Raw genomic sequence first — 22,488 nt, forward strand, 5'->3', positions numbered from 1 at the left:
CCACGCCTCCGCCGACCACGCCGCCCCCGACGACGCCTCCGCCGACCACGCCGCCCCCGACGACGCCTCCGCCGACCACGCCGCCCCCGACGACGCCTCCGCCGACCACGCCGCCCCCGACGACGCCGCCCCCGACGACGCCGCCCCCGACCACGCCTCCGCCGCCGGTCGGTTGTGCCGGGGCGGTGCTCTGCGACGGCTTCGAGAACCAGACCGGCTCGACGCCGTCCGGCGACTGGGCCGTCGTGAACCCGGACTGTTCCGGGGCTGGGACCGCCACCATCGACACGGCCACCACGCACAGCGGCGGCCGGTCCGTCCGGATCAACGGCGCGGCCGGGTACTGCAACCACGTCTTCATCAGGTCCACGAAGAACCTCGGCAGCCTGGGCAGTGTCCGGTACGGGCGGATCTGGGTCCGGCACACCACCGCCCAACCCACCGACCACACCACGATGATGGCGATGACCGACACCGCCGACGGCAACCGGGACCTGCGGATGGGTGGCCAGAACGGTGCCCTGCAGTGGAACCGCGCCTCCGACGACGCGACCCTGCCCGAGCAGAGCCCGGCCGGGGTGGCGCAGAGCGTGCCGCTGCCCACGAACCGGTGGACCTGCCTGGAGTTCATGGTCGACGGCTCCTCCGGCCAGCTCCGAACCTGGCTGGACGGCACCGCCATCGCGGGACTGACCGCGGACGGCGTACCGACGCACGACATCGACGGACAGTGGTACAACCGCACCTGGCGACCGCAGCTCACCGACCTGAAGCTGGGCTGGGAGAGCTACGGCAACGGCGCTGACACCCTCTGGTACGACGACGTCGCGGTCGGGGCCAGCCGGATCGGCTGCTGACCGCCGGACGAGGTCGGGGGTGTGGCGCGGCTGTCGCGGCGCACCCCCGACCCTCCCCGCGCCGGTGCCGGAACGGTCCACCTAATGGAGGCTGACGGCACGACGCGGCGCTAGCCTGCTGGCATGGCCAGCGCCGAACTTGAAGAGTTGATCGTCGCGGATGCCGACGCGCTGCGCGCGTGGTTGTCCGCCAACCACGCCGCGTCGCCGGGCGTCTGGCTCGCCCTGACCAGGAAGGGCGGCACGGTCACGACGCTGACCTGGCAGCACGCGGTCGACGAGGCCCTCTGTTTCGGCTGGATCGACGGGCAGGCCCGCAAAGGGGACGAGCATTCCTCCTGGATCCGGTTCACCCCCCGCCGCCCCCGCAGCGCCTGGTCACAACGCAACGTCGCCCACGTGGCCCGGCTGGAGGAGCAGGGGCGGATGACGCCCTCGGGCCGAGCCGCGGTGGAGGCCGCGAAGGCCGACGGGCGCTGGGCGGCCGCGTACGCCCCGCCGTCGGAAGCCGAGGTGCCGGCCGACCTGCTCGCCGCGATCGCGGCCGACCCCGACGCCCAGGCCATGTTCGACGTGCTCACCAAGACCAACCGGTTCGCTATCATCTACCGCGTAAACGCCGTCAAACGGGCGGAGACCCGCGAGCGCAAGATCGGCGAGTTCGTCGCCATGCTGGCCCGGCACGAGACCGTGTACCCGCAGAAGGCCAGGCCGTCGAGCGCCCCGTCCTCGTGATCACCGGTGCGGAGGCGCCGCTGGTCGTCCTGCGCGGCGTAGGAAGCGTCAAGTAGCCGTCCACTGGGCCCGGTCATCCTTGTCCGGCCCACCACCGCAACGAAGGACAGAGGAACCTGGTGTCCAGCCTCGCACTGGTCGTAGCGGTTGGCGTCGCGATCCTGGTCGGTACGGGCGCGGCCCGCCGGCTCCGGATCGCTCCACCCGTACTGCTCCTGATCGCCGGTGTCCTCCTCGGGTTCGGGCCCGCGCTGCGCGGGGTGCACCTGCCGCCCGAGGCCGTTCTCCTGGTGTTCCTTCCGGTGTTGCTCTACTGGGAGGCGTTCTCCTCGTCGTTGCGCGAGATTCGCCGGAACCTGCGGGTCATCGTGCTGCTGAGCACCCTCCTCGTGGTGGCGACGGCGGCCGGTGTGGCGGCCGCCGCGCACGCGCTCGGCCTCGGCTGGGGAGCGGCGTGGGTGCTCGGCGCCGCCGTCGCACCGACCGACGCGACGGCGGTCGGGGTCCTGGGCCGGATGCTGCCCCGTCGCATCGCTACCACGCTGCGCGCGGAGAGCCTGGTCAACGACGGTACGGCGCTGGTGATCTACACGCTCGCAATCGGCATCACCCTGGGCGAGGAGCACCTGAGCGTCGGTCGGGTCGCCGGCCTGTTCGCCTTCTCGTACCTCGGCGGCATCGCGTCCGGCGCGATCGTGACGTTCCTCGTCCTACAGGTCCGTCGCCGGTTGACCGACCCGTTCCAGCACAATCTGCTCGCGCTGTTGACGCCCCTGACCGCCTACCTGATCGCCGAGGCGGCCGAGGTGTCCGGTGTGCTCGCGGCAGTGGTCAGCGGACTGTGGGTGGGCCGCGTCTCGCCACGGCTGTTCCCTGGTAGAGCCCGCAGGCAGGTCCACACCGTCATGGAGTTCGTGACCATGTTGGCGAACGCGGCGTTGTTCGTCCTGGTGGGGTTGGAGGCGCAGTCGGCGGTGCGTGGGCTGGACAGCACCGGTCTGGCACACGGCATGCTGGTCGCGGTCGTGGTGTGCGCGGTCATCGTCGCGGTGCGGTTCGGCTGGCTCTTCACCAGCCCGTACGTCATCCGGGCGATCGACCGCCGACCGCAACAGCGCGAACGACGGCTCAGCGGGCGGCCACGGGCGCTCATGTCGGCCGCCGGGTTCCGCGGCGCGGTGTCGATGGCGGCGGCGCTGGCCGTACCGCACGCCCTTCCGTCCGGGGCCGGGTTCCCGGACCGGGACCTCATCGTCTTCGTCACGGCCGTGGTGATCGCCGTGACCCTGCTGCTCCAGGCGCCGCTGATGCCCCGGGTGACGCGGTGGGCCGGGCTGGGCGCGGACGGGGAGGCCGAGCGGGAACGCCGGCATGCCGAGATCACGTCCATGGACCGGGCGCTGGAGTCCCTGCCCACGATGGCGGCCGAGTTGGGTACGAGCGACGACGTGCACGAGCAGTTGCGTACGGAGTACGACCGTCGGCTGCGTGTGCTGCGCGACGGCGACGCCACCTCCGGCCCGGACGAGGCCGCGGCCGACTACGAGAAGCAGTACGCCGATCTGCACCTCGCGGTCATCGACCACCGCCACGACACGGTGGTGCGCATGCGCGATTCGGGCGAGATCGACGACGAGGTGCTCCGCCGGGTCCAGGACGGCCTCGACCTCGAACAGGTCCACATGGCCCAGCGGCGGGACAACGACCCGCGCTGAGCGTCCCGCCGCCGGTGGTGGTGGCTCAGTCGACGCCGTCCACGCGGGCGGCGATGTCCCGCAGGGCGGCGACGTGGGCGCTCAGGGCCGTCCGACCGGTCGTGGAGAGGTTGATCCACGTCCGGGGGCGCTTGCCCACGTAGCCCTTGCGTACCTCGACGTACCCGCTGTCGCTCAAGGTCGAGATCCGCTTGGACAGGGCCGAGTCGCTGAGTTCCGTGGCGTCACGGACGAACGCGAACTCGGCCCACTCGGTCCCCGCCAGCAGCGCGAGGATGGCCAGCCGGGTGGGATCGAGCAGGGCCGGGTCCAGCTTCGGGTCCGCCGCCACGGTCAGGCCGAGCGGATGAGGACGCGGCGCTGCCACCACGGCCCGGCGGCGGCCATCAGCACACCGACGATTAGGCCGCTCCAGACCCAGACGTGCGGGACGTCCAGGGCGCTGGCGAGCGTCATGCCGCCGATCAGCAGGGCCACCACCAGGACCGACCACAGCAGGGCGGACGTGTCGGCGGTGGCACGGCGACGCACCGGCCGCTTCAGCAGGGCCGCCCCCCACCTGGTGTTGGGGAGCATCGAGGCGACCAGCAGCAGGACGACGATGGTGATGCCGTAGGTGCGTACGAAGTCCGGATACCGGTCGGCGGCGAACCCGCAGGCCACGGCGGCGACGCCGGTCGCGAGCCAGGCCCACCACGGCCAGCCGGCGGCCGCTGCCGTCTGGTCACGGCGGCGGTCGACGTCCTGGAGAGCCCGTCGTGCCTCTTCTGGGGTGGGGGTGGTGCTCATCGCGCAACTCCTTGAGCTAGGGAAAAAGCTTGCTCGTGTGGAAAGCTAACACTCACTTTCCGCACGAGCAACTACTTTCCCCGACGGTGGCGCGCGTCACGGCGCTGCCGCCAGGACGGGGTGTCAGCCCGACGGCAGCGCCGTGCGGGTTCACTCCGGGAGTTGGTAGAGGCGGTAGCGGGTGACGGTGTCGAAGCCGATCTGCCGGTACACCGGCTCGCCGTCGCTGCTCGCCTGCAGGGTGACGATCTGCCGTCCGGCCCCGCGGGCGACGCGCAGCGCCTCCAGGGTGAGAGCGGTCGCGATGCCCCGCCGGCGGTAGTCGGGGTGGGTGGCGACGCAGTAGAGAGCACCGATGTCGGTGCCGAGCGACAGGGTGCACGTGCCGACCGTGCGGCCGTCCACGATTCCGGCCAGGCGGACCACCTCCGGGTAGGCGAAGGCGAGTTCCCGGTCGGCGACGAGCCCGAGGTCGCCCGAGATGCCGAGCGGGCCGGCGTACGTCTCGACGTACTCCCGCACCTCGGCCGGCGTCGCGGCGACCTGGATACGCAGGTCGGCGGGCGACGCCTGGCCCTCGGCCATGCCCGTCACGTCCATCGCCATGACGGGCATGTCGGCGATCTGGGTCGCGCCGCGCGCGAGCAGGCCCTCGGCGGTGCCCTCGTCGCTGTCCGCGCCCACCCACCAGCCCCAGGTGGAGCCGGTCAGGTGCTTCCTCGCCTCCGTGATCGCCTCGTCGAGCTGCCGCCCGCGCACGCGCAGGACCCCGTTGAGCAGCGGGTGGGGAATGTCCGTGCGATAGGTCGGCAGATCGGTGTCGGGCTGGGCCCCGGCCCAACCGCACCAGTAGCGGCGGTTCGCGGCGAGTTGCGGTTCCAGATCATGGATGGAGTACGTGGTCATACCCTCAGGACGCCGTTCGGTCGGTGGAAGTTCGATCCCGCGGGGGAGTTGTCTACGGTCGGGCCGGCCGTGGGGTGTGCAGAAGGCGCATCTCACGCACCAGGCCCTCTTTCTCCCTCAGCAGCCAGGTCGCCCCGGGCGGGCAGTGGTACGGGTCCTCCGGTGGGTTGGTGAAGGTGGATTCCCAGATCGTGACGCCGGACCCGGCCAGCACTCCGGTGATCGTCAGGCTGACGCCGGACTGGTAGTCCCGCCGCATGACGTCGAAGACCGGCTCCCGACCGATCGTCTGGATGCCGCCCGGCCACCAGAAGGTCATGTCCTCGGCCCAGCGGGCGGCCACCTTGGTGAGCGCGGCACCGTTCGGCACCGCTGACAGGATCGTCGCCGCCTCCTGCCGTCGCTCGGTGCGCAGCGCCACGGCCTCGCCGTGTCGATCGTCGTGCACGCGGGGGAGGACCTCGGCCAACTGCCGCCGCGCCTCGCTCAGGCGACTACGGACGGTGCCGACCGGGGTTCCGCAGAGGGCCGCGATCTGCTCGTACGAGTTGTTCTCGGTGAAGTACCGCAGCAACGCCACGGTCTGCGCGGCCGGCGACAACTGCCGTAGTCCATGCCAGACCCAGTCCCGCATGGCGCTGCGCTCGATGCGGGCTACCGGGTCGTCCAGCTCAGAGGCCAGAAGATTCTCACCGGCCACCCCGACCGGTACGGGGAGACGGTCGCGGAGCATCGTCCGGCAGTTGTTCCGCACGATGGTGTGCAACCAGGACCGCGCCGCGCTGGGGTCGCGCAACTCCCCGATCCGGCTGAACGCCGTGATCGCCGCGTCCTGGCACGCGTCCTCGGCGTCGGGGCCGCCACCCAACAGACGGCGAGCCACGGCGAGCATGCCGGCGTAGTGACGGTCGAAGAGCAGCGCGAAGCTTGCCGTGCTGCCCTGCTGGGCACTCCGCACCAGCTGAACCGTGTCGTCGGCCGACACGGGCGCCGAGGGTGGAAGAAGCATCCCGACACGCTAGCTCGCCGGTGGGGAAAAACCCGTCCAGGGGATCGAACTTTCGTCTCGTCAGAGACGTCTGCTGGGCATGGGTTACGAGACAGGGCCGCACCATGGCGTCGCCGACCGTTTCGATGCGTGCCGTCTTCGACCCGGAAGTCGGTTTCGCCGGGTACGGGATTGTCAGGACGTCCGCCCCATGCCCGGAAATGTCCAATCCAGTGATCGTCAAGTGAACCTCCACCAGGTGGACGCAGCGTGATGAAGGTGAAGGAAGACGTCGGCTCCGGTCGGACAGAGGAATCGGCGTTGCAGGAGGCGCCACGCCTACAGATCATGGGTCCGCTGCGGGTCTGGCGTGGCGCTACCGAGCTCGACGCGGGCCCGCGTCAGCAACGCCGTCTTCTGGCGGTCCTGCTGGCCCGCCAGGGGCGTCCCACCACCACCAGCGATCTGTTGGATCTCGTCTGGGGCCCTGATTCGCCGGCCAGCGCCGTGAACGTGATCCACAAGTACGTCGCGGCGCTGCGCCGCCTGCTCGAACCCGACCTGCCGCCGCGTGCCGTCGGCTCGTACCTGCTGCGGCACGGCAACGGGTACCTCTTCGTGGCCGGGCCGGAGACGCTCGACCTCGTCGCGTTCCGCAGCGACGTCTCGGAGGCGAAGTCCAGCCTGGCGCAGGACCGTCCGGACGACGCGTTGGAGCACTACCTCGACGCGCTGCGGCGTTGCCACGGCTCGTCCGGTGACGGCCTGGTCGACAGCGCCGCCGCCGCGGCAGTCCTCGCGGGCATCGACGGCGAGTTCTTCGACGCCGCCATCGCCGCCGCGGCGGTGGCCGTGCGACTGCGGCAGCCCGCCCGTGTGCTGGCGCCGCTGCGGCTCGCGGCCGCGATGGGTCAGCTCAACGAGCCGGTCCACGCGAGCCTCGTGACGACCCTCGCCGCGGCGGGCCAGCAGGCCGAGGCGTTGGCGGCGTACAGCGCGATCCGGACGCGCCTCGACGAGGAGTTGGGTATCGACCCCGGCTACCACCTTCAGGACGCCCACCGACGGGCCCTCACCCAGACGGCGCTGGCGCCCGTCGAGGATGTCGACCCCGTGGTGGCCCGACGGACGACGCTGATCCGCCCGGCGCAGCTCCCGCCGGACCCACCTCTGTTCGTGGGCCGCGAATCCGAACTGCTGATCCTGCGCGATCTGACCACGGGAACGCGGACCGCCGAGCGGACCAGCCCCCTGGTGATCGCGATGGACGGCATGGGCGGGGTGGGCACCTCGACGCTCGCCGTGCACTTCGCGCACCGGGTGGCCGACGAGTACGCCGACGGGCAGCTCTACCTCGATCTGCGCGGCCACCTCTGCGCGGGCGGGCGCCTGTCGGCCGACGACGCGGTGCGTTCACTGCTGCACCTGGTGGGCGTGCCCGCCTCCGACGTACCCGACACGTTCGACGCGCGCATCGGGATGTACCGCAGCATGACAGCCGGCCGGCAGATGCTCTTCCTCTTGGACAATGCTCACGACGCCGCCCAGGTACGCCCGCTACTGCCGAACTCGGCACGAAGTCTCGTGATCGTCACCAGCCGGCGGGCCCTCGTCGGCCTCGCGGCGTTCGACGGTGCGCACCTGCTCCGGGTCGACCCGCCCGACCTGCCGACGGCCCGTCGACTTCTCGAACGTCGTCTCGCCGGCCTGCCGAGCCGGTCGACCGACGACGGAGGCTGCGCCAGCACCGCCGACGAGATCATCGAGCTGTGCGGCCGGCTTCCACTGGCGCTGGCCATCCTGGCGGCCCGGATCGCCGCTCGTCCAGGGCTGTCGCTCGCGACCATCGCCGCGGAGCTGCGCGACAGCGCCCGCCGACTCGAGGCGTTCGCGGGTGGCCCGGGACTGATCGATCCGCGTACCGCCTTCACGTGGTCCTACCGGCAGCTCAGTCCGGACGCCGCCCGGCTGTTCCGGCTCCTGTCGGTCGCTCCGCTGCCCGGTGTCACGGCCGAGGCGTGCGTGAGTCTCGCCGACCGCGACCCGGACAGCACGCGCGCCCTCCTCGCCGAGCTGATCGACGCGGCACTGGTGACCGAGCACGAGGACGGCCGCCTCACGTCCCACGTCCTCGTGAAGGCGTACGCCGAGGAGCTGCTGGAAGCCGAGGAGTCGACGGCGGAGCGCGAGGCGGCTCTCTCCCGACTGTTGCAGCACTACCTGCACACCAGTCACCAGGCACAGCTGGCCCTGGACCCGAACCGGCCGCCGATCGAGCCGCCACCGCCGCTACCCGGTGTCGTTGCCCAGCGGCCGGGCACGTACGACGAGGCCATCGACTGGTTCGACCGCCAGCGGGAGATGCTCACGGAGTCCGTACGCCTGGCTGCCGACGTCGGGTACGGCATCGTGCCGTGGCAGCTCGCCCTCGCCATGCAGCAGTACCTGCAGTGGGCCGGACGCTTCCAGGACTGGGAGGACGTCATGCGGATCGCCCTGCGGGACGCGCGGAAGCGCGGCGATGTCGTTGGGGAGGCACACGTCCTGCGCAGCCTGGCCGGCGCACGGTACCTGCTCGGCGCCCACGAGGAGGCGCTGCACCTGCTCGACGAGGCCGCACGGACCTACCGGGACCGGGACATGCGTCTGGAACAGGCGTTGGTGCACAACAACTTCCAAGAGGTGTTCAGCGCGCTGGGCCGGCACGACCGCGCCCTCGAGCACAGCGCGAAGGCGCTGTCGCTGTTCCGCCTGCTCCACAACCGTCGGGGCCAACTCGGCAGCCTGCTGCGCAGGGGACGGTCGTTGACCGCCCAGGGCAAGGTCACGGAGTCGATCGGGGTGCTCCGGGAGGCTCTTGACCTCAGCCAGCGGGTGGGGCGGGCACACGAGGAGAGTGAGATCCGGGCCGCCGTCGCGGACAACCTCGCCGAGACCGGACGCGTCGCCGAGGCGGTCACGGAGCTGGAGATCGCGGCGAGCGTCGCGCGGCGCGTGGGGGACCGGCCGTCGCAGTTCGATGCGCTGCGACAGATGGCCGACGTTCTCATCGTCGCTGGTGACGTGGCCGCGTCGCGTCGGGTTCTCGAACAGGCTCGCACGCTTCTGCGCGAATTTCCCGACGGCGGCACCGACAGCATGCGTGCCTCGGTTACCCGTCTCGCCGAGAGACTGAGCTGAGGGCGCGGTTTGCTCGGGCGTGCCCGGGGAAGCCGGCATTCGTCCCGGGCACGAGGTGTCCCGTTGTCGAGTGCTGGCGCGACGAGGTCGGCCAGCGCGGATGGGAGTACGCGTGAAGGCAGTCGTTTGGCATGGCATCGGTGACATTCGGGTCGATGATGTGCCCGAACCCCGCATCGAACAACCCACGGACGCGATCGTCCGGGTGACCACCGCGGCGATCTGCGGTACGGACCTGCACTTCGTGCGCGGAACGATGCCGGGGATGAAGCCGGGCAAGGTCCTCGGTCACGAGGGCATCGGGGTGGTCGAGGAGGTGGGCTCGCAGATCCACAACTTCCGGCCGGGTGACCGGGTGGTGATCTCGGCGGTGTGGGGCTGTGGGTCCTGCTGGTACTGCCGCCGGGGCCTCTTCGCGCAGTGCGACAACGCCAACCCGCTCGGGCCGCGGACCGGCACCGCCTCGCCCGGCTCACCCGAGATGCAGGGTCCGTTCAACGGGTTGCAGGCCGAGTACGCCCGCGTGCCCTTCGCGCACACCAACCTGATCTCGTTGGGCGAGAACGTCACCGAGTCGCAGGCCATCACGCTCTCCGACATCTACCCGACCGGCTACTTCGGTGCGGTCCTGGCCGACGCCAGCGACGGCAAGGTCGCCACCGTCTGGGGCTGCGGTCCGGTGGGCCAGTTCGCCATCCTCTCGGCGTACCAGCGCGGCGCGTCCCGGGTGATCGCTGTCGACGGGCACGCCGACCGGCTGGAGCACGCCCGTAGCCGCGGCGCCGAGGTGATCAACTTCAACGAGGTCGACCCGGTCGACGCCATCATGGAGTTGACGAACGGTATCGGGGCCGACTGCGCCATCGACGCCGTCGGAGTGGACAGCGAGAGCGCCAAGTCGGGGCCCGCAGCGGGTAAGGACGACGCGCGCAACGCCGAGGAGCAGCGCAAGATTTCCCCGGACCTCGACAGCGCGGGCCAGGACGGGCACTGGAAGCCGGGTGACGCGCCGAGCCAGGCGCAGACCTGGGCGGTGGACAGCCTCGCCAAGGTCGGCACGCTGGGCATCGTGGGCGTCTATCCGCCTGGCGACCGGTACTTCCCGATCGGGATGGCCATGGGGCGCAACCTGACCATCCGCGCCGGCAACGGCAACCATCCCCGGTACATCCCCAAGCTGGCGGCCATGGTGGCGTCCGGTCAGGTCCGTCCGGAGGACGTCGTGACCGAGCACGAACCGCTCACCGACGCGGTCGCCGCGTACCGGGAGTTCGACATGCGCAACCCGGGTTGGCTGAAGGTCGCCCTGCAAACCACCTGAGGTCGCCCACGTGATGACGGTGGCGGCGCCGGCCCTGAACCGATCCCGGACCTGTTCCGTGTGAGGGGCGAACGGTTTCCGGACCTCCTGGAAGCCGGGTGACCGCTGGAGATTCCCGATGATGCGCAACCACGTGACACCCTTCATCGCCGCGCTGGCCGTCGGCGCGGTGACGCTCACGGCGTGCGGCCCGAGCCAGGTGCCACCCGGCCCGGCGCGGGCCGCCGACCTGAGCGGCAGCCCGGCGGCGTCGCCGCAGGGCGGGGCCGGTGTCGCCGACCTCGCCCTCACGTCCGGCACCGCCAAGTCCAACAACGCCGCGGCGGGCACCGGTGACTGGGCGGTACCCAACGGCGGGGTGGCGACCGGGGCCGCCCGCGAATCGGCGCAGCGCTGGGTCCAGCTGACCGTGGGCAGGGCGGGCAAGCTCGACCCGGTCGTCGTCAACGGAGCGGGGCTGACCCTCTACCGATTCGAAAAGGACAGCAACAACCCGCCGACGTCGACCTGCGACGGTGACTGCGCCGTGACCTGGCCGCCGGTCACGGTGATGCCGGGCGGCAAGATCTTCGTCGCGGGGGTCAAGGCGGAGGCCGTCGGCACCGTCCGGCGCTCGGACGGCAGCCGGCAGGTCACCGTCGGCGGCTGGCCGGTCTACCGCTTCGCCAAGGACACCAGGGCAGGCGACACCAAGGGTCAGGGTGTCGGCGGCACCTGGTTCGGCGTGACCCCGACCGGCGGCAAGGCCGGCGTGTCCGGTGACGAGCAGCCCGCCGCCGATTCGCCGGCCGCACCGGCCACCAGCGCGGTCCTCTTCGACGACCCCAACTTCGGCGACGGCGCCGGTTCGCAGGGCGTTGCGGGAACCGGTTGCCGCAACCTGAGCCGCCCGGGGGTCTCCTCCTCGGTGGCGGCGCCCGGCTCGCTCAAGCTCTGGGCCGGCCCGGACTGCACCGGCCGATCGAAGGTGATCAACGGGGACGTCGCGGATCTGGCGACTGTCGACTTCGACAACGCGGTCGTCTCGGTGCGCCTGGGCTGACCTTGCGCCACGGCTCGCGCCGGCCCGGCCACTGGCCCGGGCCGGCGCTGCTGTCTGTCGCCCGGCCGGTCGAACACAACCACCGGCCACTGACGATGGCCGGTGGCTGGCTCAGCCACCGGCCACCGACGAGGGCTGGCTAGAGCTTCGCGCTGACGTACGCCATGCCGTCGGTCGTCTCCACCCGGACACTGTCGATCTGGGCCTCGTCGATCAGGGCGCTGCCGTCCAGGGTCACACCCTCGGCGGCCCCGCGCTCCGACACCAACCAGCTGCCCGCCAGCACCGTGCTGCCGTCCTTGCCCACGACCAGGAGGCGGCAGCGTTGGCCCTGCGGGATGCCGGAGACCGTGGCGTTGACACGTACCCAGCCGGGGGCCGGTGTGACAGCCACGGCGAGACGAGCTCCCGTGCGTGGGTCGGAGGCGCTGGCCGAGCGGACGGTCGGGTCGGCAGCGACGCTCGGGGTCGGCGGCGGCGCTGTCGCGTCCGTCGTCCCGTCTCCCCCGGGAAGGAAGAGGGCGCCACCGAGGACGGCGGAGGCGACGACCGCCGCCGCGACTCCGGTGACGGCATGATGGCGACGGCGCTGGTCGGCGGCCTCGCCGCGGATCTGGCGCAGAGTGCGCTGCAACAGCAGATCGCCGTCCTCCGGCGGGCCGTCCAGCAGCATCACGTCGGGTACGTTCTCGAGCGCGCCCGCCCACGTCCGCAGCGACTCGACCTCGGCTCGACACTGTGCGCAACCCGCCAGGTGCTCCTCGGCTCGATGGGTCGCCTCCTCATCGAGTGCCCCCAGCAGATAGCCGCCGATGTCGAAGTGGTCGGCGCGGGGCGATGAGCTGTCGGGATTCATGAGGCAGGCCGTTCCACCCCGGCGTGACGCTCGGCGAGATCGCGGAGTGCTCGGAGTGCGTAGTAGGAGCGGGACTTCACGGTGCCCGGTGGGATACCGAGGATCTGGGCGGCTTCCGCGACTGTACTCCCGCGCAGGTAGACCTGCTCGAGCACCTGTCGATGCTGTGTGGAGAGGCGGTTGAGCGCGTCGGTCACGACGATCGAGTTCACCACCTGGTCGGCGTGGTCACGCTCGACCGCTGATTCGGTCGGGCCCTCCCGTACCTCGGGTGGGCGCGCGTTCCGGGCGCGGATGGTGTCGGTCACGATGTTGCGGACGACAGTCAACAGCCAACCCCGTACCGAGCCCTTGCCGTTGACCAGCGCGTCGGGGTGCCGCCACGCGCGTACCAGCGCTTCCTGGACGACGTCCTCCGCCGCCGCGCGGTCGCGGGTCAACTGTGTCGCATAAGCGAGCATCGCGCGTCCGTGCTCCTCGAATATGGACCGGACCAATGCCTCGCCTGCCACTTCGCGCCGACGAACAGGTCCCGATCCCGCCATTGCTACCACCCTTTTGCTGACCCTCACGTCGTCGGCGTTCCCGCCGGATGCCTACGGGTCCTCAGGATGCACGTCCCGTTCGTGCCGCTAGTTGATCACTAAAAACTTTGTCTTCTGACCCACGTCGAGGCCGAAACGAGATGTCAGCGGTCACCGATACGGGTCCGGCCACCGGTCCGCGCTGGGCTCGGACGACATGTCCGAGCCCAGCGCGGTGGTACGTCACGGAACTGTCGGTGCTGGTTCGCCCTGGACGGCGATGTCCCGCAACGCGTCGGCGAACAGGCGCATGGAACGCGGCCCACCCGGATTGAGCAGTACGTCGACGCCGTCCGGGAGCAGTGTCAGCAGTTCGGGCAGGTCGACCTGCCGCCAGTCGACGGCGTCGACCCGGGCTTGGTCGACGGCACCGGTCGCGACGAGCACACAGGGGACGTCGTCCGGCGCCGGTGCCACGATGACGCCACCCTCGGCGTCCAGCGCGACGTCCACGAGGCTGTCCCGCAGCGCCAGGAGCACCACGTCGACGCCGGCCCGACCAGTGGCGACCAGGGACGCGGAGGCGTCCACCGGGCTGGTGGGCGACGCCGGGTCCTCCGGCCGGTACAGCGGATTGGCGGTGAAACGCCCGACAGTGCCGTCGGGCTCGACCAGCCAGCCACCGACGATGGCCTCCACCGGTGGCACGTCGGTCGCATCCGCCTCTCCTTCGTCGGGCGCGCTCCACCGCGCGTCCGTCAGCAGCATCCAACTCCGCTGCCGATCACCGTTGTCGTGCTCGCTCATCAACTCGCCCCCTCGACGCTCGGGTGGATCTGCTTGAACTTGCCGCCGTTCTGCACTGCCAACGTCGCGATGTCCCGGCCCGCGTCGGTCAGCAGGCCACCTTCGTCCACACCCTGGGTGGTGACGACCGTCTCGTTCGCCGCGAAGATCCGCCGCTGACTGCCGAGATCCCGCATGGCGTTGGCGAAGTCCTGCGCCCCCGTGCCGGAGGTGTTCCCGAAGTTGCAGGAGATCATCGCAATGGACCGCTTCGGGTCCGCGGCGGTGTTGCTGGCCCGGAAGATGTCGTTGTGGTGCAGGACCTTCGCGAACTGCCCCCCCGGGACTTGGAGCACTGTGCCGTTGTTCAGGCGCACGGCGGCACCGTTCGGGCTGCCGTGCGCGATGACCAGGGTGGGGTCGGTCTTGAGCCGGGCCCAGGGCGCGACCTGGAACTCGTTACCCGCGAAGCCGGTGTCGGTACCGGGGAGCCTGCGGATCGCCTTCGTTCCCGGTTCGGCGATCTCCCCGCCGACGTTCCGGCCGAAGGCGAGGTTGGCGTCGGTCCGGGCCCAGCTCGTGAAGCTCTCGTTGTCGGTGGCCCTACTCGGGAAGAGCACGCCGATCTGTTTGCCGTTGTTGTCCACCAACGGCGTCGACTCGACGTCCGAGGCGTGGAACGTCTTGAGGCGGCCCTTGCGGTTCTGGCCGAGGATCAGCGTCGGGTCGTTGGCCTGCTTCTTCCGGGCGGCCTTGAGGTCCCGGTTGAACCGTATGTCGAACAACTTCTGGTCGACCCGGTTGAACACACCCTTGACGGTCTTGCCGATGCCGACCTCGGTGACCGTGGCGTCGATCCCGCGGCCCGGCGCCGCGCCGGCGCCCGGCACGCCACGGCTGCCGCCGGTGACCTCCTTGGTGCTGTTCCTGATGCCGTCCGCGACGCTGCCGGGGCGGATCTTGTCGGCGAACTTGTTGGCGAACTTGAGGACGCGGCTGACGATTCGTCCACCGGGCACGAGGCCGAGGGCGAGTCCGCCGGCGGCGAGGGCGATCTCGGCGGGGTCGCCGCCGACGGCCGCCGCGGCGAGATCGATGGCGCCGGAGAGGAAGCCGATGGCCGAGCCCAGGGGCGGGAAGATGAACGAGGCGACGACGGAGAGCACGTCGAGGATGGTGGTGATCCACTCGATGACGGTGCTCTGGAGGAAGTCGACGAACGCCTCGAACGCCTCGACGATCTTGTCCCAGAGTGACCGTTGCGGCGCGTCCTTCGCCAGTTGGTGCAGGGTGTCGGCGGCGGTACGGGCGGCCTGGTCGCGCAGGGCGGTCGCCTGACCGAGCAACGACTTCGCCCCGTCCAGCGCCTGCTGGGCGTCGGCCACCCGGTTCTTGGCGGCGGCGGCGTCGTCGGTGGCCTGCTCCTTGGCGTCCGCACTGGTCGCGGTCTCGGCGTTCAGTACGAGCAGCGTCGCCGCCGCGCTGACGGCCGCGGCCTGGGCGGCGCTCTGGTCTCCGGCTGCCTGTCGGGCCTGGTCGAGGGCGCGCAGTGACATCGTCTGCGCCTCTTCCAGCGAGGGCAGGTACCGCAGGTACGCGTCGGCGGCGCTGGCGTAGGAGTTCGCCATCTGATCCAGTCGCCCCGGCAGCTTGCCGATCAGATCGCGGAAGGCGTCCATGGCCTTGCCCTGGCCGACGTCGATCTGACTGCCCGAGGCGAGCAGGTCGTGCGCCTCCTGGGTGGTTCTGGCCAACTCCTGGTACGCCCGGGTGATCTCCTCGAAGGACTCGGGATCACCCGGCACCGGATCCGAGTCGAGCTGCAACACGGACCACTCGGCGTCGCCCGGACGCGTCATGACAAGCCCTCCCACCGCATCGTCACACCGACGCCCGGGCCGTCCGCCGGGAGCCGGATCGCACACGTAGCCGGCGGGAGATCGGTTCAGCAGGTGAACCGGGTTGGCCGCCGATCCGTGTACGGCGCAGTTGCCGTGACGGTCTGGAGGGTGCGGAGATGAGCGATGCGATGGGCAGGCCGGCGGGGGAGCGCGCGGGATGAGCGAGATCCTCGTTCCGGGCGCGGAGCTGGAACGCGTACACGAGCTGCTGCGGCGTACCAAGGAGTTGATGGACGGCGCGTCGGTCCGGTCGATGGGCGCGGTGGTCGACACCCTCGGGCAGCGCGGCCTGGAGGACGCCGCCCGGCACTTCGAGAAGCGGTGGGGCGACGGCCGGCACGTCGTGGGCAAGGACCTTGGTGGCGTACGCGACGCCGCGAAGGCCGTCGCCGACGCGTTCCGGGAGACCGACACCCAGACGGTCAACGCGTTGACCGCGCCGGACCAGCAGGCCGCACAGTGAGCGCCCCGACCCAGGCCCATGCCGCGACGCCCACCCCGACCGGCTTCGAGCTGCGCACTCCGCAGGCGTGGGTCGACTTCCCGGTGGCCGACGAGGCGAGCGAGAACCGGCTGGGCGAGGAGGCACGGGAACACGCCCTGACCGGCGGCTTCACCGCGGACCAGGCGGGCCGCTTCGCCGAGCAGGTACGCCGGTCGGTACGCCAGGCCCGGCGCAGCGGCGCGGTGCACGCCGCGGGCGTCTTCGAGATGTACGAGGACGGCCCGCTCACCGCCACCGTGGTGGTCGCGGTGGTCACGCCACCGGCCAACGGCGACATCCTCGGCGCGCTGACCGCCGTGGGGCAACCGACCCGGGCCGACGGGACCTGGCGGCGGGTGACGACCGCGGTGATCCCCGAAATCGGCACCGTGGGCCGTGTGTACGGCATTCAGAACGTCGTCCAGGACGGCGCGACGATGCGGTGCGCGGTGATGCACACCGTCGTGCCGATGCCGGGTTCGGCGGACGTCGTCGTGGTGACCGGATCGAGCCCGAACCTCGCGGAGGCGGAGGAGATCTTCGGACTCTTCGGCGCGATCACCGAGACGCTGGCGTTCACCTGGGACGACGAGCAGCCGGCGTTGACCGCGCGGCCGGAGTCGACGGATGCGACCGCGACCGACGCCTGAGTGCGGTACGCGACGACAGGGGGACACCGCGCCGCGGTGTCCCCCTGTGGTATCCGGCCCCTACCTCACTCCTGCACCGGGGCGGCCTCCGCTGGCGTCACCAGCGTCCGCAGCGCCGCCGGGTCGGTCCGGGGCACCTGCACGAGGCGGACGGTACCGTCGCCCAGGTGCAGCAGCGCCCGGCCCAGCCGTCCCCCGCCGAGCTGTCCCCGGCTCAGCTTGGCGCCGATCAGCTCGCCGTCGCCGAGGCCCTGCGGGCTGAGGAGCGCGCCCTGTCGGTTGCGCCGGGCATCGACGTGCCAGCCGCCGAAGCCGCCGGACAGGCCGTCGATGGTGCCGGCCATGATCAGTCCGAGCCCTCGTTCCGTGCCGGACCGCGCGATCTCCCCGAGATCGCTTCCCGCGTCGCATTTGAGCAGCAACTCGGCGTCGTCCAGCACCACCACCGCCGGCCCGCTCCGTTGCTCCAGAGCGGCCGTCAGAGCGGCGGAGGTCAGGTTCTCGCCCGGAACGAGGTCGAGCACGCCCGGCAGGCCGGCCAGCTCGCGCAGTGGCGATCTGCGGGGCGCCGCCACGACCACCTGTGTGCCCTTGCGCAGCAGCCCGGCCACTATCGTCAGCAACGCGGTGCTCCGCCCCGAGCGCGGCGGACCCGCCAGGACCAGGGTCGGGACGATCGTCAGATCCGGTCCGATCGCGGTGAGTTCGTCGCCACCGACACCCAGCATTGTCCACAGTGGCTCGTCGGGTCGGCTGAGCGCCTCCGTGTCCGCGAGGGTCAACTCGTCGGGCAGCACGTCGATCCGGAACGGGCGGTCGACGGCCGCGACGTCCGCGTCCCGCTGCCGGGCCGTCTCGGCGATGTCGGCGAGTACGCGCGCCTGCCCCTGACCCGAGGTGTCCTCGCCGAGCAGCGCGATCTGCGCCTCGGCGCCGTCGGCTGCCCGGATCGCGCGGCCCGCCTCGATCTCGTCCGGCAGTTGCCGGTGGTTGATGCCGACCATGCTGTAGTCACCGCGTTCGGTCAGGCGTAGCACCAGCTTGTCGTCGCTCGTGGACGAGATCCGGCTGGAGAACATCGCCCGGTCACCCGCCAGCACCACGTGGATGCCCACTCCGGCACCCTCGCGGAGCAGCGTGAGCAGACCCGCCATGATCGTGCCGTTGTCGTAGTCGGCGAACGTCTTGTCGAAGACTTCGAACCGGTCCAGGAGCACCAGGATGTGTGGCGGTCGCTCACCAGCGGGCGTACCGGCGCGGTACTCGACCATGCTCGCCGAGCCCCGTCCGGCGAGCAGTTGCTGCCGCCGGCCCAGTTCCGCGCCGAGGCGGGCGAACAGCCGGCCGAGCCGTTCCGCCTCGGTACGCTGCACCACCGCTCCGCAGTGCGGCAGGCCGTTGAGGGCGAGCAACGCCCCGTTGCCGCAGTCGACGCCGTACAGGTGGACGTCGGCCGCGGAGTGGACGCGGGCGAGAGCGCCGGCGATCGTCCGGAGCGTCTGCGATCGGCCGCTGCGCGAGGAGCCGATGACGTGCAGGTGGCCGAGCGTGGAGAGGTCCAGCGCCAACGGCACCTGGTCCTGCTGGGCGGGAAGGTCGACCAGCCCGTAGGCGACCGCCGGGAGGTGGTAGTCGCTGGCGCGGGCCGGAGGCAGCGCGTCCACGGTCAGCGACGTCGGCAGCGCGGGTAGCCAGGGGCTGTGCTGGGCCGGGATGCCGAGTCGTTCGCTGGCGTCCCGGATCGCCGTCACGAGCACCGCCAGGTCGGTCAGCTCGGCCGATGGCGCCGCTTCGCCGGAACGGCGACGAGGCGCGGGCCGGCCGAGGTCGGGAAAGGACAGTGGCGCCAGCCAGGGGGCCGGTCGGTCAGTGCTGCGCGCCCCGGGGCGGAACCCGCCGACCCGGCCGGCCTGGAACGGCACCAGCGACGACTGGGCGAGACGGACGAAGGCGCGGCCCGGCGTCGACTTCGAGATGGTGGCCGCGTCCGGGGCGTTCAGCACGTCCTGGCTCTCGCTGCTGTCGGTGACCCGCAGGGCGATGCGCAGGTTGGTGTTGGCCCGGATCTCAGGGGAGACCACGCCGCCCGGTCGCTGGGTCGCCAGCACCAGGTGGATGCCGAGCGACCGGCCTCGCTGGGCGATGTTGACCAGTCCGGTCACGAAGTCGGGCAGGTCGCGGACCATCGACGCGAACTCGTCGATCACGATGAGCAGCCGGGGCATCGCGACGCGGGACGGCTCGCGGCGCAGCAGCTCCACATAGTCGTCGATGTCCTTCGCTCCGGCCTCGGCCAGGATGTGTTCGCGTCGCCGCAGCTCCGCCGAGAGCGAGGTCAGCGCCCGGCCCACCAGGTGGGTGTCCAGGTCGGTGACCATGCCGACGGTGTGCGGCAGGAGGACGCAGTCCTTGAACGCGCTGCCGCCCTTGTAGTCGACAAGCACGAACGTCATCGCGTCCGGTCGGTTGGCCACGGCGAGGGACGCGACGAGGGTCTGCAGCAGCTCCGACTTGCCGGAGCCGGTGGTGCCGGCGACGAGGCCGTGTGGTCCGTCCCGCTTCAGGTCGAGCGCGAACGGCCCGTCGAGCGACACACCGAGCACCGCCTCGGTGGTCCGACCACCCGAGGTCCACCGGGCCGTCACGGCATCCGGCTCCGGCGGCTCCATCCCGAGTACGTCGAGCAGCCGACTCGCGCCGGGCAGGGCGCTCTCCTCGTCGGCGCCACCGATGTCCCGCAGCGGCGCCAGCGCCCGCGCCACCCGGTACAGCCACTCGGGCGGGACGACGTCCGGGTGGACGTCGGCGATCGGGGCGGCGAGGGTCTGGGTCACCAGCAGCGATCCGTCCTCCTGCTGGGTGATGACCGCCTGGCACTCCTCGGGCAGCAGCCTCTCCTCGGCGTCCAGGCAGATGGCGTACACCCCGACCGCTGGTCCTTCGCGCAGGATCTGGGTGACGCCGGGCAGGGACCGCAGCTTGCGGGCCCCGTCGAGCACCACGAGCACGTCCCGGAACGCGCCGTTGGTTCGCTCACCGGAGCGGGACGAGATGATCGTCACCAGTTCACCGACCCGGCGGGCCAGGGTCTGGGTGTCGGTGCCGACCGTGGCGAGGGTGTCCTGACCGTCGCGGGGCCGCAGGTGTGGCAGCCACCCCGCCCAGGCCCACCCGGCCTCGTCGGCGGTTCCGCAGAGCAGGTAGATCTGTAGGTCTTCCGGACTGTGCAGGGCACTGGCCTGGGCCATCATCCAACGAACCGTCGTACGAGCGACGGCGTCGCCGGCCACCCCCACGACTCCGTGCTTACGCACCGGCACGGTCGCGGGCACGTCGAGGGCGCTCCACCGGACCTCGCGCCGGTTCTCGTCCTGGCTCAGGTCCCGCAGCACCACCTCGGAGGGCAGGTCCGCGCTGCCGACCCGCAGCTCCAGAAAGTCGGGGTCGGTACGCCGTCGCTCCCAGAGGCGACGCTGCGGCCCGACGGCGATCAGCCCCATCGCGGCGGGGTCGGGGCAGTTGTCCCGGCGGACCAGCCGTTCGGTGGCCAGCGCCTCCTCGGCCTCGCCGCTGACGCGTGCCCTCTTCTTGTCGTACTCGGCCAGCCGGGAGCGGTACGTGGCCCGGCCTTGACGCCGCGCGCCGATCTGACCGGCGATGAGCACCAGGGGCGACAGGATGGCGAAGAGCAACGTGAGCGGGTTGCGGGTGATGACGAACGCGGCGCCGGAGAGCACGACCGGTGCCAACACGGTGATCAGCGTGAGTGGCCGCCGCTCCGGAGGCGCCGGCGGCCCGGGAAGCGTGAACTGGGTGGTCCGCGCCGCGGGCAGCAGGCGGGGCGGACGGTTGTAGTCGAGGCCCGTCCGGTCCTCCGAGATCTGGAGTGCCGCCTCGTCCGCAAGGGGGCGGCGAAGCTCCAGCAGGGACGAACCCGCGGCGAGTTGCGCCCCGGTCGCCCAGATCCGCTCCTGCTCGTCGATCTCCACCCGGTCGAGCAACAGCCCGGGTCCGGTCGGGTGGAGCCAGCACTCCCCGTCCTCGGTGACGCGCAGCCGCGCGAGCGCGGGCGCGAGCGGGTCGTCGTGCACGAGCACGTGGCCGTCGTCGGAGGAGCCGATGGCGTGCTCGCCGATGTCGAGCGGGTAGAGGTTGCCGGCGCCCAGACCGCTGACCACCCGGATCTCCAGCGGACCCGGCGTCCGTGCGGGCGACACGGGTGCCGGGCGGTCCAGTTCGAGAACGCTGCCCTGCCACAGCGGCGCGTCGGCGAGCGTGAGCCCGGGGTCCAGCGGCGCGCCGGCGACGAAGATCGTCGGCGGACGGGTGCCGGGTTCCGGACGACGCCCCGCCAGCACCTCGGCGAGCTCCGCGACTGTGGAGTCGAGGGCAGCCTCGACCTGGTAGTCGGTCGCGGGGGTGGACTGGTCCGTCACGGTGAGCAACAGGCGCACGGGTATCTCCTGGTCGGATGATCCGTCGGGAACACGGTCGGGGCCGCGCGGTGAATGCTCACCACGCGGCCCCGACCGTTCGTTTCGTCAGCGGCTGAGGCTGGCGGCGGTCTGCGTGTCGGTCTCGGAGAAGGCGTCGCTGACCTGCGTGAGGTACTGGCTGATGCCTTCCATGCCGTGCAGGGTCTGGTCGACGCTGCCCTTGTACTCCTCGAAGTACGGCCCGAACTGCTGCTGCGCGCCCGGGGTGTTGTAGCCACCCTGGATCAGTGTGTCGATCTTGCTCTTGGCCTGGGTCATCCCGTCCAGCAGGGTCTGCATGTTCTGCTGCAGCCAGCTCGCGGACTCCTGGATGTCCTCGCTGACGATGTGGTAGGTGGCCATGTCGCCCTCCCGGTTTCTCGGTTTCCCGGGCCGGCTAGCCGGTCCCCTCGTGGACCGTCTTGCGCCGACGCCGCCACCCACACGGATGCTCACGCCATCCGGTTCAGGGCAAGTTCGAGTCGGACGCGGGCGTCCGTCGTGACGCGGTGGTGAACCGTTCCGGTACGACGTCCGTGTGGGTACCGGACCTGTGCACGAGCCCGGTCCACACCGAGTACGAGGTGGAGCGAACATGGTGCAGAGAGCGCGGATCGCGATCGCGGTGATCGGCCTGGCGGCGCTGGCCGCGTGCGGGGACTCCACGGGGGCGGGCGGCACCGCGACCGCGCCGACCCTGGGGGCGTCTCCGGTGGCATCCGTCAGCGCGAGCGCGGACCCGACCCCGCAGGTGATCGAGGTCAGCCCGGTGCCGCCGCCGACCGTGGCGAAGACGCAGCGCCGCGTGCGGATCTACAGCGGGCCGTCCGACGTGCCCGTCCCGGCCAGCCCGGACCGCGGTCAGGGCAGCTCGGTGGTGCAGTTGCGGGCCACCGACCAGGCCGACATCGGCACGTACGTCGCGGACGGCCAGGGCAGGACGCTCTACCGCTTCGACAAGGACTCGGCGAGGCCGCCGAAGGCGACCTGCGCGGGCGACTGCGCGAAGACGTGGCCCCCGCTGCTCATCTCGTCACCCGGTCGGATCTACCCGGACGGCGTCGACCCCCAACTCGTCGGGTACGTCGAGCGGGCCGACGGCACCTGCCAGGTGACCATCGGCGGCTGGCCGGTCTACCGGTTCGCCAAGGACGCCGCGCCCGGCGACATCCGGGGCCAGGGAGTCGGTGGCACCTGGTTCGCGGTCGCTCCGACCGGCGAGAAGACGAAGCCGCTGCCGGAGGTCGTCGCCGTGCCGACCCCCACCACCCGCTGAGAG

General features: G+C 71.4%; 18 protein-coding genes and 1 pseudogene. 9 read left to right on the forward strand and 10 right to left on the reverse strand.

Annotated elements, in window-relative coordinates:
• The 3 genes and pseudogenes from ACGFH9_RS28330 to ACGFH9_RS28340 all read left to right on the forward strand — a co-directional run.
• Positions 1–857 (forward strand): annotated as a pseudogene (locus ACGFH9_RS28330) (cellulose-binding protein); the annotation flags it as partial.
• 123 nt (positions 858–980) lie between these two features.
• The gene (locus tag ACGFH9_RS28335) at positions 981–1,592 is read left to right on the forward strand and encodes a YdeI family protein (RefSeq protein ID WP_393225125.1); all 612 of its coding nucleotides are present in this window, start codon (positions 981–983) and stop codon (positions 1,590–1,592) included.
• 119 nt (positions 1,593–1,711) lie between these two features.
• The gene (locus ACGFH9_RS28340; RefSeq protein WP_393225128.1) at positions 1,712–3,307 is read left to right on the forward strand and encodes a Na+/H+ antiporter; all 1,596 of its coding nucleotides are present in this window, start codon (positions 1,712–1,714) and stop codon (positions 3,305–3,307) included.
• 25 nt (positions 3,308–3,332) lie between these two features.
• Here the strand turns inward: ACGFH9_RS28340 and ACGFH9_RS28345 are convergent, their stop codons facing one another.
• From ACGFH9_RS28345 to ACGFH9_RS28360, 4 genes are all read right to left on the reverse strand, one after another.
• A complete protein-coding gene (locus tag ACGFH9_RS28345) occupies positions 3,333–3,638 on the reverse strand; it encodes a winged helix-turn-helix domain-containing protein (protein ID WP_393225131.1) in 306 nt (101 codons plus the stop codon).
• Positions 3,639–3,640: 2 nt separating this feature from the next.
• Positions 3,641–4,096, reverse strand: coding sequence for a hypothetical protein (locus ACGFH9_RS28350; RefSeq protein WP_393225134.1), 456 nt, complete (start codon positions 4,094–4,096; stop codon positions 3,641–3,643).
• A 150-nt stretch (positions 4,097–4,246) separates the two neighbouring features.
• Positions 4,247–5,002, reverse strand: a complete 756-nt coding sequence (locus ACGFH9_RS28355; protein ID WP_393225137.1) for a GNAT family N-acetyltransferase — start codon at positions 5,000–5,002, stop codon at positions 4,247–4,249.
• A 52-nt stretch (positions 5,003–5,054) separates the two neighbouring features.
• On the reverse strand, positions 5,055–5,987 hold the full coding sequence (locus ACGFH9_RS28360) for an RNA polymerase sigma factor (RefSeq protein WP_393225140.1): 933 nt from the start codon (positions 5,985–5,987) through the stop codon (positions 5,055–5,057).
• Between the two features lie 276 nt (positions 5,988–6,263).
• On the opposite strand from ACGFH9_RS28360, the gene ACGFH9_RS28365 reads away from it, so the two are divergent.
• The 3 genes from ACGFH9_RS28365 (at position 6,264) to ACGFH9_RS28375 (ending at position 11,533) form a co-directional block, all read left to right on the forward strand.
• Positions 6,264–9,170, forward strand: a complete 2,907-nt coding sequence (locus ACGFH9_RS28365) for a BTAD domain-containing putative transcriptional regulator (RefSeq protein WP_393225143.1) — start codon at positions 6,264–6,266, stop codon at positions 9,168–9,170.
• Between the two features lie 112 nt (positions 9,171–9,282).
• Positions 9,283–10,491 carry a zinc-dependent alcohol dehydrogenase gene (locus ACGFH9_RS28370; protein WP_393225146.1) on the forward strand — a complete coding sequence of 403 codons (1,209 nt, stop codon included), beginning with the start codon at positions 9,283–9,285 and terminating at the stop codon, positions 10,489–10,491.
• 118 nt (positions 10,492–10,609) lie between these two features.
• Positions 10,610–11,533, forward strand: a complete 924-nt coding sequence (locus tag ACGFH9_RS28375; RefSeq protein ID WP_393225149.1) for a hypothetical protein — start codon at positions 10,610–10,612, stop codon at positions 11,531–11,533.
• A gap of 139 nt (positions 11,534–11,672) precedes the next feature.
• Here the strand turns inward: ACGFH9_RS28375 and ACGFH9_RS28380 are convergent, their stop codons facing one another.
• The 4 genes from ACGFH9_RS28380 to ACGFH9_RS28395 form a co-directional block, all read right to left on the reverse strand.
• Positions 11,673–12,389: a zf-HC2 domain-containing protein gene (locus ACGFH9_RS28380; protein ID WP_393225151.1), complete on the reverse strand. Its 717-nt coding sequence runs from the start codon at positions 12,387–12,389 to the stop codon at positions 11,673–11,675.
• Entirely contained in the window at positions 12,386–12,934 is a 549-nt protein-coding gene (locus ACGFH9_RS28385) for a sigma-70 family RNA polymerase sigma factor (RefSeq protein WP_393225154.1), read from the reverse strand. Before ACGFH9_RS28385 ends, ACGFH9_RS28380 begins: the two co-directional genes overlap by 4 nt.
• Before the next feature lie 222 nt (positions 12,935–13,156).
• Positions 13,157–13,720, reverse strand: coding sequence for a type VII secretion system-associated protein (locus ACGFH9_RS28390; RefSeq protein ID WP_393225157.1), 564 nt, complete (start codon positions 13,718–13,720; stop codon positions 13,157–13,159).
• Positions 13,720–15,558, reverse strand: coding sequence for a putative T7SS-secreted protein (locus ACGFH9_RS28395; RefSeq protein ID WP_393225159.1), 1,839 nt, complete (start codon positions 15,556–15,558; stop codon positions 13,720–13,722). Before ACGFH9_RS28395 ends, ACGFH9_RS28390 begins: the two co-directional genes overlap by 1 nt.
• 199 nt (positions 15,559–15,757) lie before the next feature.
• On the opposite strand from ACGFH9_RS28395, the gene ACGFH9_RS28400 reads away from it, so the two are divergent.
• Positions 15,758–16,063, forward strand: a complete 306-nt coding sequence (locus ACGFH9_RS28400; protein ID WP_355243849.1) for a hypothetical protein — start codon at positions 15,758–15,760, stop codon at positions 16,061–16,063.
• Complete coding sequence (locus tag ACGFH9_RS28405) at positions 16,060–16,734, forward strand: hypothetical protein (protein WP_393225162.1); 675 nt, start codon at positions 16,060–16,062, stop codon at positions 16,732–16,734. Before ACGFH9_RS28400 ends, ACGFH9_RS28405 begins: the two co-directional genes overlap by 4 nt.
• A 65-nt stretch (positions 16,735–16,799) precedes the next feature.
• Here the strand turns inward: ACGFH9_RS28405 and ACGFH9_RS28410 are convergent, their stop codons facing one another.
• Both ACGFH9_RS28410 and ACGFH9_RS28415 read right to left on the reverse strand, forming a co-directional pair.
• Positions 16,800–21,188 (reverse strand): FtsK/SpoIIIE domain-containing protein, encoded by a 4,389-nt coding sequence (locus ACGFH9_RS28410; RefSeq protein ID WP_393225165.1) that lies wholly within the window; start codon positions 21,186–21,188, stop codon positions 16,800–16,802.
• A gap of 87 nt (positions 21,189–21,275) precedes the next feature.
• Positions 21,276–21,572, reverse strand: coding sequence for a WXG100 family type VII secretion target (locus tag ACGFH9_RS28415; RefSeq protein WP_007457407.1), 297 nt, complete (start codon positions 21,570–21,572; stop codon positions 21,276–21,278).
• Positions 21,573–21,804: 232 nt separating this feature from the next.
• Between ACGFH9_RS28415 and ACGFH9_RS28420 the strand changes: the two genes are divergently transcribed.
• Positions 21,805–22,485, forward strand: a complete 681-nt coding sequence (locus ACGFH9_RS28420) for a hypothetical protein (RefSeq protein ID WP_393225168.1) — start codon at positions 21,805–21,807, stop codon at positions 22,483–22,485.
• Positions 22,486–22,488 lie beyond the last annotated feature (3 nt).

It is taken from the genome of Micromonospora sp. NPDC049102 (assembly GCF_043197485.1).
Classification (GTDB): Bacteria; Actinomycetota; Actinomycetes; order Mycobacteriales; family Micromonosporaceae; genus Micromonospora.

What these genes read in the sequence shown, in the direction of transcription:
- ACGFH9_RS28335 (WP_393225125.1), top strand. Translation starts at nt 981, where the DNA reads ATGGCCAGCGCCGAACTTGAAGAGTTGATCGTCGCGGATGCCGACGCG.
- ACGFH9_RS28415 (WP_007457407.1), bottom strand. Translation starts at nt 21,572, where the DNA reads ATGGCCACCTACCACATCGTCAGCGAGGACATCCAGGAGTCCGCGAGC.
- ACGFH9_RS28385 (WP_393225154.1), bottom strand. Translation starts at nt 12,934, where the DNA reads ATGGCGGGATCGGGACCTGTTCGTCGGCGCGAAGTGGCAGGCGAGGCA.
- ACGFH9_RS28420 (WP_393225168.1), top strand. Translation starts at nt 21,805, where the DNA reads ATGGTGCAGAGAGCGCGGATCGCGATCGCGGTGATCGGCCTGGCGGCG.
- ACGFH9_RS28380 (WP_393225151.1), bottom strand. Translation starts at nt 12,389, where the DNA reads ATGAATCCCGACAGCTCATCGCCCCGCGCCGACCACTTCGACATCGGC.
- ACGFH9_RS28400 (WP_355243849.1), top strand. Translation starts at nt 15,758, where the DNA reads ATGAGCGAGATCCTCGTTCCGGGCGCGGAGCTGGAACGCGTACACGAG.
- ACGFH9_RS28355 (WP_393225137.1), bottom strand. Translation starts at nt 5,002, where the DNA reads ATGACCACGTACTCCATCCATGATCTGGAACCGCAACTCGCCGCGAAC.
- ACGFH9_RS28390 (WP_393225157.1), bottom strand. Translation starts at nt 13,720, where the DNA reads ATGAGCGAGCACGACAACGGTGATCGGCAGCGGAGTTGGATGCTGCTG.
- ACGFH9_RS28375 (WP_393225149.1), top strand. Translation starts at nt 10,610, where the DNA reads ATGATGCGCAACCACGTGACACCCTTCATCGCCGCGCTGGCCGTCGGC.
- ACGFH9_RS28395 (WP_393225159.1), bottom strand. Translation starts at nt 15,558, where the DNA reads ATGACGCGTCCGGGCGACGCCGAGTGGTCCGTGTTGCAGCTCGACTCG.
- ACGFH9_RS28350 (WP_393225134.1), bottom strand. Translation starts at nt 4,096, where the DNA reads ATGAGCACCACCCCCACCCCAGAAGAGGCACGACGGGCTCTCCAGGAC.
- ACGFH9_RS28365 (WP_393225143.1), top strand. Translation starts at nt 6,264, where the DNA reads ATGAAGGTGAAGGAAGACGTCGGCTCCGGTCGGACAGAGGAATCGGCG.